This window comes from Arsenophonus sp. ENCA, assembly GCF_002287155.1.
Taxonomy (GTDB): domain Bacteria; phylum Pseudomonadota; class Gammaproteobacteria; order Enterobacterales; family Enterobacteriaceae; genus Arsenophonus; species Arsenophonus nilaparvatae.
The window spans coordinates 1-10,116 of sequence record NZ_NHNG01000064.1 but is presented as its reverse complement, the minus strand read 5'-3'; the positions used below and the strand labels follow the sequence as shown (position 1 = coordinate 10,116).

At 41.1% G+C, this 10,116-nt stretch carries 8 protein-coding genes and 1 pseudogene; 2 read left to right on the top strand and 7 right to left on the bottom strand.

Going from position 1 to position 10,116, the window contains the following annotated elements:
• A pseudogene (locus CBG25_RS01945) lies at positions 1-104 on the top strand (IS110 family transposase); the annotation flags it as partial.
• Positions 105-113: 9 nt separating this feature from the next.
• Here CBG25_RS01945 and CBG25_RS01940 read toward each other — a convergent pair.
• The 7 genes from CBG25_RS01940 to lrp form a co-directional block, all read right to left on the bottom strand.
• A complete protein-coding gene (locus CBG25_RS01940; RefSeq protein WP_290604158.1) occupies positions 114-794 on the bottom strand; it encodes a hypothetical protein in 681 nt (226 codons plus the stop codon).
• Positions 755-1,906 carry a hypothetical protein gene (locus CBG25_RS01935; RefSeq protein WP_290604156.1) on the bottom strand — a complete coding sequence of 384 codons (1,152 nt, stop codon included), beginning with the start codon at positions 1,904-1,906 and terminating at the stop codon, positions 755-757. Before CBG25_RS01935 ends, CBG25_RS01940 begins: the two co-directional genes overlap by 40 nt.
• Before the next feature lie 366 nt (positions 1,907-2,272).
• Positions 2,273-3,565: a serine--tRNA ligase gene (serS, locus tag CBG25_RS01930; protein ID WP_290604154.1), complete on the bottom strand. Its 1,293-nt coding sequence runs from the start codon at positions 3,563-3,565 to the stop codon at positions 2,273-2,275.
• A 109-nt stretch (positions 3,566-3,674) separates the two neighbouring features.
• Positions 3,675-5,018, bottom strand: a complete 1,344-nt coding sequence (locus tag CBG25_RS01925; protein ID WP_290604162.1) for a replication-associated recombination protein A — start codon at positions 5,016-5,018, stop codon at positions 3,675-3,677.
• On the bottom strand, positions 5,011-5,637 hold the full coding sequence (gene lolA / locus CBG25_RS01920) for an outer membrane lipoprotein chaperone LolA (RefSeq protein WP_290604152.1): 627 nt from the start codon (positions 5,635-5,637) through the stop codon (positions 5,011-5,013). Before lolA ends, CBG25_RS01925 begins: the two co-directional genes overlap by 8 nt.
• Positions 5,638-5,692: 55 nt before the next feature.
• The gene (locus tag CBG25_RS01915) at positions 5,693-8,665 is read right to left on the bottom strand and encodes a DNA translocase FtsK 4TM domain-containing protein (RefSeq protein ID WP_290604160.1); all 2,973 of its coding nucleotides are present in this window, start codon (positions 8,663-8,665) and stop codon (positions 5,693-5,695) included.
• A 234-nt stretch (positions 8,666-8,899) separates the two neighbouring features.
• Positions 8,900-9,412: a leucine-responsive transcriptional regulator Lrp gene (gene lrp / locus CBG25_RS01910; RefSeq protein WP_290604150.1), complete on the bottom strand. Its 513-nt coding sequence runs from the start codon at positions 9,410-9,412 to the stop codon at positions 8,900-8,902.
• Positions 9,413-9,919: 507 nt separating this feature from the next.
• On the opposite strand from lrp, the gene CBG25_RS01905 reads away from it, so the two are divergent.
• A partial coding sequence (locus CBG25_RS01905) for a hypothetical protein (protein WP_290604058.1) occupies positions 9,920-10,116 on the top strand: 197 nt, incomplete at its 3' end.

Below are 10,116 nucleotides of genomic sequence, written 5' to 3'. Positions count from 1 at the left end.
AAGTCGCTCTGGTTGCCTGCATGCGCAAACTGTTGACCATCCTGAATGCGATGCTCAGAAAGAACGAAGAATGGGATGAATCCTACCATCAGGTTACTACGTAATTTTGTTGGTCAAGACAGTTGCTGACTTATCAGTAGCCCGTTTTCATCCACCTCTAGCCGACTGCTGCCTAGCTGATCATCATAACTGTAGCGCAGCTGATCGTTGTTGATCTTCGTTGGCTTACCTGTTGTCCAGTGCAGCGCTCGTACTTGCGCACGTCCTGCCTCACCCATGGTTGTTATCTCCAGCAGCTCTTGCACACCATTACCATTGGTTGTAGTACGCAGTTCAGCACCTGTCAGGTAAATCACTTGCTGTGTCTGCTCGTTATTACTCTGCTGTCTTACGGTGGTTTTAACCAATCGTTGACTATTGGCATCGTAACGATACCATTCCAGATCCGCGGGTTGCTCATTATGGACGGCTAATGTTACCGTTAGTAACTCTCCACGTGGCGTCCAGGTAAGCGTTTGCCCCGATAATAATTGCTGCTGCTGTCCACCTGAGGTAAACAGCCTGTCTACCATAGTCGGATCTTCGGTTAAGCTACTTAATACCGCCCGATTAGTGCGATCAGATACGGTAATATTGACGGTATAATTATTGTTACTGGTCGGGGCACTATGGCGTATTTGCGATAAATTACCACCACTATCGTAAGTGTAAGTTCGGCTATAATTGGCGAAGGTATTACTATCGATGAGAGATGCTAACAGTAACTGTGTAGTTTGCTGACCAATATTGGCCATTTCTCGGCCGGTAGCTTGCACCTGCTGGTAGAGACTATCATAGCGATAGTGATTTTCCGGCACAATTTTCTGATTACGCCAGAAGCGGGTCGCCTCAGCATCATTGGTAATACGTAACACATTACCTCCGGATCATAGTCATAACGCAGATCTTGCAGTATCTTGGCGCCTGCTATATGACCAGACGGTCGTTCCGTTTTGATATTAAGCAGACGCTGAGTTTCTGGCTCATACCTATAGCTAGTCACTATCCCATTGCCGTGCTCTTCACGTAATTTTTGCCCATTGGCGGCATAGGTTAAGGATTTAACAATGACCTGTTCACGGCCTGATTTTAGTGTCAGCCAGCTACTCATTAACATACCAGCCACGTCATAGGCCTGCCGCTGGCGATTACCGATCGCATCGGTACTCGTCAATATCGCACCAGTTGCATCACGGGTATACTGGTTAGTATAAATCGCTGCCGATAACTGCACATCCCAGTCAGATTCATCCTGTCCCTGCCAGTTAGCAACCAGATTATCTTGTAGTAAGCGACGTGAAGTGGATAACATGGCAACGCTTAAGGCGATACTATTGATTTGTTCGAGTCCCGCCGTATCATAGTGACGAATACAGGCACCGACTAAATTTAGTCTTTTCTCTGCCTGGCTATTACCAGCCCAGATAAAACGTTCGCTGATCTGAGACTCTTTACCTGGCTGTTGTTCCGTGATCGACAACAATCGCCCAAGCGAGTCACTATCTTCATACTGCCAGTGACAGCGGTATGAGGTGGCATTGACCGCAAAATGGGGCCTTTGAGCAATATCTTTCATCGTCACCGTCATTCCTGCATCAACACTCTCTACCGACAATACTTCACCACTAAGCGATGTTATGTAGCGGAAATTTGGTTTAACGGTATTATCGGTTTGCCGCTGTTGATATAAACGAGGATCTATGCTGTGGGCCAAAAAACCCAGCGCATTATTTTGATATCGCGTGATTAACGTCTCGATATTCTCAGGTGTATCCGGATGGCGATTATATTGAATTTGTCTGATGGACAGCCCACGATTATCTTGTACTAAGATGGTGGGGGTACTTTTAAATGATGCTGTGTCCATACTGCCTCCTTGGTTTTTGAGTGTTAGGTTAACTCAGTAGTAAGGGAAACGTATTTCTTAAACATATTCAATTGATATTTTTTAATTAACTAAAGCATAAACAGCAATAAACTGAATTTAAGCGATTAGCAAGAAAAAATTATCTAATTTGGCACAGGAAATAAATAGAAAATTCACCAGCAAGATTAAAATGTGATATCTACTCAGCACTTTTGTCACAGCCGTTCTGCAGCAATAAATAAAGCTACTTTTAAACAGTAGCTTTATATTATGTCTGCTTACATTTGGCTAATATTCGCTGAATATTACCGACAAGTTTATTTGTTGATCACAAGCGTTGTTATTTGAATAATATCGCTCATTGCGTTAACCAATATACTCTAACCCCTTCATGTAAGGACGTAAAACTTCAGGCACTTCAATCCGTCCATCAGCTTGCTGATAATTTTCCATTACCGCCACCAAGGTACGACCAATAGCCAAACCAGAGCCATTTAAGGTATGTACTAACTGTGGTTTTTTATCCTCTTTATGACGGAAACGCGCTTGCATGCGACGTGCCTGGAAGTCCCAGGTATTTGAACAAGAAGATATTTCGCGGTAGGTATTTTGGGCCGGTAGCCAAACTTCCAGATCGTAGGTTTTACAAGCTGCAAAACCCATATCGCCAGTACATAAAACAATTTTACGGTAAGGCAATTTTAACAATTGCAATACTTTTTCTGCATGGCCGGTTAATTCTTCCAGTGCCGCCATCGATTTTTCTGGCTCTACTATCTGCACTAATTCAACTTTATCAAATTGATGCATACGGATCAGGCCGCGCGTATCGCGGCCATAAGAGCCCGCTTCAGAACGAAAACAGGGAGTATGCGCTGTCAGGCGGAGAGGTAAACTATCTGCCGCTAAAATTTCATCCCGAACTAGATTAGTCACCGGCACTTCAGCGGTTGGGATCAACGCATATTGCTGATTTGATGCCTGTTCTTCCAATGGTTTGGTATGAAAAAGATCTTCACTGAATTTGGGTAACTGGCCGGTGCCATAAAGGGTGGCATGATTAACTAAATAGGGAACATAAGTTTCCATATAACCATGTTGTTCGGTGTGTAAATCCAACATGAATTGCGCCAATGCCCGATGCAAGCGCGCAATTTGGCCTTTCATGACCACAAAACGGGAACCAGTAATTTTTACCGCAGCCGAAAAATCCAAACCATCAGTTAATTCACCTAATGCCACATGATCCTTAATGGTAAAATCATATTGACGCGGCTCACCCCAACGACTTATTTCGACATTGTCGGTTTCATCGTTGCCGTCTGGTACACTGTCATCAGGTAAGTTGGGTAAACTTAAAGCAATATTACGAATGTCATCCTGTATTTGCGTTAGTTTATTTTTGGCACTATCCAGCTCTTCACCTAACTGGTTAACTTGCTTACGTAAAGCTTCAACATCTTCACCGCGCGCTTTTGCTGCACCGATGGTCTTCGAGCGGGAATTTCGTTCTGCCTGCAAGCTTTCTGTTTTAATTTGTAAATCTTTGCGTTCTTGCTCTAGTTTACGCAACATATCTACATCGAGAATAAATCCCCTACGAGCCAGTTTTTCAGCAACTACGTTTAGCTCATTACGCAGTAAATTTGGATCGAGCATGCTTAACCTGTAAAATTATTATGGTTTAAAAATAAAAACAACCTGTCAGTTTTCTCTGATGCTTAACACTTTTTYAGCCTGTTCTGGCTACATTACCCCATTGWGATTTTTAACGATAGCGTTTTATTAAGCTATTTTGATCCAATTCAGCCAGCCAGGATAATTTTTCGCCAATTTTTCCTTCTAAACCACGATTTGATGGAAAATAATMACGTGTTTCTTGCATCTCGGCGGGAMAGTAATTTTCACCAGCAGCATAAGCATTGAGCTCATCGTGAGCATAGCGATAATCTTGACCTAAACCCATCTCTTTCATTAACTTAGTCGGTGCATTACGTAAATGAGGGGGGACATCATAATCTGGCTGTTGCTTTGCGTCTGTTATGGCGGCCTGAAAAGCCTTATAAACGGCATTACTTTTAGCAGCACAAGCTAAATAGACAATTGCTTGGGCAATGGCTCGCTCTCCTTCCGCTGGGCCAACACGGGTGAAACAATCCCACGCCGCGATCGCAACTTGCATTGCTCTCGGATCAGCATTGCCTATATCTTCAGAAGCAATAGCCAGCAGGCGACGAGCAACATATAAGGGGTCACCGCCAGCAGTGATAATTCGAGCATACCAATAAAGCGCTGCATCGGGGGCAGATCCACGGACAGATTTATGTAGTGCGGAAATGAGATCATAATAACGATCGCCTTTATTATCAAAACGAACGCTTCTTTCACCACTAATTTCTTTTAGTAAATTTACGGCTAATATTCGCTGATCTTTATCATTGATCTCAGCCATATCAACCATCATTTCTAGTAAATTTAATGCTCGTCTGGCATCACCATTGGCTAATTGGGCTATCATGTCACGGGTGTCATCGGGCAAAATAATTTTCTGGCCACCATACCCACGTTCTCTATCCTCGATTGCCTGCTGCAAAACCATGACAATTTCTTCATTAGAAAGCAGTTTCAGTAAATAAACCCGCGCACGTGAAAGTAAGGCTGAGTTGAGCTCAAAAGAAGGATTTTCTGTTGTGGCGCCAATAAACGTTACCGTACCATCCTCTATATGAGGTAAAAAGGCATCTTGTTGACTTTTATTGAAGCGATGAACTTCATCGACAAATAAAATCGTTCTTCGCCCTAATTGCCGATTTTGGCGAGCAATTTCTATCGCCTCGCGGATTTCTTTGATACCTGAGGTTACAGCTGAGATCTTTTCAATGGCGGCATCCGCATAGTGACCGATAATTTCAGCCAGGGTCGTTTTTCCGGTACCTGGCGGCCCCCACAAAATCATGGAATGCAGTTGGCCTGCACCAATAGCGCGCGCGAGTGGCTTGTCCTTAGCTAATAAATGGAGCTGGCCAATATATTGCTCTAAGTTGATTGGCCGCATTTTTGCGGCCAATGGTTGAAATTCATTAGATGAAAAATCAAGTGGCAAATTAGTCACCTCTCCTCCTTGACCTTTGATCATCAACCGTTACACCTTGTGGTGGATCAAATTTAAATTTGTTGTCATCAACATGGCTATTTTGCTGGCCTTTGAGCTGATATGAACTCATCTGGCCATATTGCTCTACCGCTGTAAATTGTTGAATAGTGCCATCAGGCTGAACAGTAATGGAAAAATGTTTCAAATTTCCCTTATTTTGGATCGCTGTTAGCAGAAAATTATTATCATTTTGACTAATCTGATAACGTTTCCAATCCTGCGGATCATTCCGGGTTATCAACATAAACGGTGTATCCGTCGTTGCCTGACTCAATAAAGTTACCGTAACTTGCTCAACAAAAGGATTATAAAACCAAAGATTAGTACCATCAGAAACTAACCAACTTTCATCCGGTGCTACCATATGCCAGTTAAATAAATTTGGCCGTTTGATCCATAGCTGGCCTTCACCTTGCTGAATTAAATCACCATCAGCACTGGTCACCTTTTGTGTAAAATTGGCATGAAAACTATTTATTTTATTTAGGCGCATTTGCAGTTCAGAAGCGGCATCTGCCCATACCTGGCTAATATGAAAAGTTATCGCTAACAAGCCTAACATTATCAATTTTTTCATTAAGTAATGACCTTTTTATCCATCATATTTATTGGTTTTAAGATAATATGTTAAATCAATGTCCTGTCGGTGGTGGTGTTAAGACTTCGCGATTACAATTGTGGCCTGGTTCACTAACAATCCCTTGCGCTTCCATCTGTTCAACAATCCTCGCGGCACGATTATAACCAATGCGGAATTGTCGTTGAACGCCAGATATTGAGACGCGTTGCTTTTCCGTCACAAATTCAACCGCTTGATCAAATAGTGGATCAAGCTCTTCATCACCATCATAACCATTACCACCCTCACCCTCATCGCTAGCCTTAGTAATGTTATCAATATACTCGGGCTTACCTCTAGCTTTCCAATCTTTAACCACATCATGCACTTCCTGATCGCGAACAAACGCACCATGGACACGAATTGGAATAGAGGAGTTAGGCGGTAAGTAAAGCATATCGCCCATGCCTAATAAAGATTCAGCGCCACCTTGATCAAGGATGGTGCGAGAATCTATCTTGCTTGATACAGTAAACGCAATCCTAGTCGGTATATTCGCCTTAATTAAACCGGTAATAATATCAACCGATGGCCTTTGCGTCGCCAAAACAAGGTGAATACCAGCTGCCCGCGCTTTTTGTGCTAAACGTGCAATTAGCTCTTCAACTTTCTTGCCAGCGGTCATCATGAGATCGGCAAATTCATCAACCATAACAACAATATAAGGCTCTTTTTTCAGTACCGGGTGACTACTATCCATGCTATCGCCTGGCTTCCAAAATGGATCAGGTATTGGGCGCCCCATACGTTCAGCAGCATTAATTTTATCGTTATAGCCCACTAAATTTCTTACCCCTAAAGCAGACATTAGCTTATAGCGACGTTCCATTTCATTAACACACCAACGCAGTGCATTAGCGGCATCTTTCATGTCGGTGACAACTTCGGTCAGCAAATGAGGAATGCCCTCATAAATAGAGAGTTCCAACATCTTAGGATCGATCATGATAAAACGAACATCCTCAGGCTTTGCTTTATACAAAATACTGAGGATCATGGCGTTAACCCCAACCGATTTACCCGAACCAGTGGTACCAGCAACCAATAAATGGGGCATTTTTTCTAAATCAGCAATAACCGGTTCACCTTCAATATCCTTACCTAACACAATGGTTAATGGTGAGGGGTTACGCCGAAATTTATCACAATCAAGCACTTCGCGTAGATAAACCGTCTGACGCTTTCTATTGGGCAATTCTAATCCTACATAAGGTTTACCCGGTATCACCTCAACAATGCGTACCGCGGTTGCTGATAAGGAACGGGCTAAATCCCTTGATAAATTAGAAATACGTGCCGCCTTCACGCCAGGAGCTAACTCCAATTCAAAGCGGGTAATAACCGGCCCTGGAGAAAAACCAACAACTTCCGCTTTTACCCGATAATCGCTTAAACGAGCTTCAATTAAACGGGATGTTTGCTCCAGTGCAAACATATCAACCGGCTCATTTTGGGCGGGTGGGCTGGCAAGTAGGTCTAATGATGGTATCGGTGTTGTAGGTTTTGGTAATGGTTGATCACTACGTACCAGAAAAGGATGAAAAAGACTTCCCTGCTCAGGTAATGTTTGTTCGACGTTCTGCTTTTTATCCTTAGTAGATAGCGGTATTTTGCTGACCTCTTTTGCTAGTTGTTCCTGCAATACCGTTCCATTTTCTGCCAATGGCCATTTATGCTCTATATGCGGCTGGATTTCAACTGATGTATTTAATTCTGCCTCATCTGATGTAATCGGTTTGTCTTTGTCATCGATTCTATCTGTTGGCGGATTAAGATTGTTAGTTATATCAGTGTCATAACGTTTATTTTGCTGCTGCAAAAACTGTTCACGTAATTTATCTTCATTCCAATCATCAATACTAAACTCAGCACCATCCGGTTGCGTTACTAAATTTTGATAAGCGTTTTGATCAGCAGCCAATTCCTGCTCTTTTTGTGTCGTTAGACGATTGCCGTAAAGTTCACGTCGCGTTGGTAAACGAACAGGATTAGGACGTGGAAATTCTGGGCCAATTCCCTTTTTAATTTGCGATTTTACTGGCGTGAAAGCAGTACTAGGGTCAACCTCGGCATCTATTTTTGTTACCGATGATATTAATGTTTCACTTAAATTTGCGGTTTTATCTTGCTCGCTAACTTGAGTAACGGTATTAGCATCTATCGATTTATTTAGATTAACATCATCATCCATTGGAACAGGTATATCTGAAGGTTTGCTAAAGATATCTTCATCATATTTGTCCAGCGCTGCTGATTGAATATCAAAACCAACTTCAGTTTTATCAGGCATCAGAGTGGATGCCTTTTCACCATGCAATTCATGGTTTTTATTATTGCTCAATTCCTCTTTCGCTAGCTGACTAATTGGCGAAGCTGAAAAAAGTACATCATCAGGATCGATATAATCTACATTGGTGCCATCGTACAATTTAGCCGGATGAGGTGAAACATAAGCCTCTGTTGTCTGACGCTTGTTATTTCTACGAGTACGATTAGTGATTAGTGATATGGTTGCTAAAACTAGTGCGCCAATCTTTTCCGCAATCGTCAACCATGACCAACCGGTAAATAAGGTGAAACTAACTGCCCATATACAAAGTAACGCTAAAGTTGTTCCTAAAATATTAAACCAAGGCAAGATGGCATTACTAAAAACACTACCAATAATTCCGCCAGAGGAAAAATTAGGTAAATCATCAATATTAAGTGATTCAAGAGCACACGATGTAATTATTAGCGCCAACCCACCGATCAGGCGTAAGGAAAGGACAAAAAAATCCAGACAATTCTGGTTATCAATATCTTTAAATACATTCCAACATCCTAACAACATAACTAATGGTATAGCATAGGCTAAAATGCCAAAAACAGAGAAAAGAATATCCGCTGACCAAGCACCAATACCGCCAGCTAAATTTTTAATCGGTTCATTCCAGGTGGTCTGCGACCAGCTAGGATCGGAGGGATGAAAACTTATCAGGGCCACCACTAAAAAAATTGCCCAGATAGTAATTATAAGTAAAATAATCTCTGTCAGTATCTTGCCATTACTGATCTTTTTTAACTTAATATTTTTGTCTTCTGTATATTCCTGGCCCAAAACTAACACTCCAGGTTTTTCCTGTTGATTGAAAGGAACAACGCTGAGTAATGCTCAGCGTTGAAACTGTATGCATAAACAGGAGTGTACCTAACTTTTTCCAGTTTTGCATCTATTTGATTAGCGTGTCTTAATGACCAAACGATTACTCTGTTTTACCTCTTCCATTACGACATAAGTGCGGGTGTCATTGACACCTGGAAGACGGAGTAAAGTCTCTCCTAACAATTTACGATAAGCAGACATATCAGGAACTCGTGTTTTAAGTAAATAATCAAAATCCCCAGAGACTAAATGACATTCCTGAATTTCCTCCAGTTTTTGCACAGCGGCATTAAACTGTTCAAAAACATCCGAAGCACCATGGTGCTCCGGAGCACCATGGTTCAAGGTAATCTCAACAAAAACCAACAAAGATGCATCGAGATAGTGTGGATTTAATAAAGCAGTATAATTTAAAATAAAACCTTGACGTTCCAACCGGCGCACGCGTTCCAAACAAGGTGTTGGTGATAACCCTACTCTCTTAGAAAGCTCTACATTAGAAATACGACCATCCTTTTGTAATTCATTCAGTATGTTCCTATCTATACGATCAAGATCTTTTCCTGGACGCTTTTTGTTATCAATCATTTCGTTATCTCTCTTTTATCTATTTTTTTATACCCATTACATTCCCTATTTTCTTTTCTTATGATTGAATTGGAAAAGATGCAATAAGGTTAAACTCCGCCTGACCATTAGTATTTAGTAGTATAATTCATCTTGTAGATAAGTCATCTGGTTAGTTTTCAATTTGATAATGAAAAGTAGGATATTTATCTATTTGTTTAAATGATGTTCAATTTCAATTAATCAAATGAGGTAATTAATCCTACAAGATGTTTTCTCAAATACACAACCGATTGTCAAAGATTATGAATAAAAATCAGAACATCATATGGAAACGAATGTATTATTAGCTAATTGTCAATAAGACATAAGGAAAATTCTTAATTTAAAACGTTATTTCACGAAAAATAATCTTTTTTCATGACTTGCTGCCTTAATAAAATGTTAAAGGCAAGCTAACACGAGTTTCGCAGTCTCTAAAAAAGAAGTATAAATTTAAAAACAAGAAAAAATCAGGATGTTCATATTTTGTCCGGTTATCCATGCATTAAAGATATCTATAAAATATTCTTGCAAGTAAGCAGTGTAAGATACTCTAGTTTGGCGTTATCAGAAGTCAGCCCATCGCCTTTATCTCATGACACGGTTAGCCGATGGTTAAAAAGTAGATGTTTCCGCCCTAAAGACCTATGGCGATTAGTTGAACCTTCTATAGACAAAAAAAG

Coding starts and splice junctions, on each gene's coding strand:
- serS (WP_290604154.1), bottom strand. CDS start 3,565: ATGCTCGATCCAAATTTACTGCGTAATGAGCTAAACGTAGTTGCTGAA.
- lolA (WP_290604152.1), bottom strand. CDS start 5,637: ATGAAAAAATTGATAATGTTAGGCTTGTTAGCGATAACTTTTCATATT.
- lrp (WP_290604150.1), bottom strand. CDS start 9,412: ATGATTGATAACAAAAAGCGTCCAGGAAAAGATCTTGATCGTATAGAT.
- CBG25_RS01935 (WP_290604156.1), bottom strand. CDS start 1,906: ATGGACACAGCATCATTTAAAAGTACCCCCACCATCTTAGTACAAGAT.
- CBG25_RS01940 (WP_290604158.1), bottom strand. CDS start 794: ATGGCCAATATTGGTCAGCAAACTACACAGTTACTGTTAGCATCTCTC.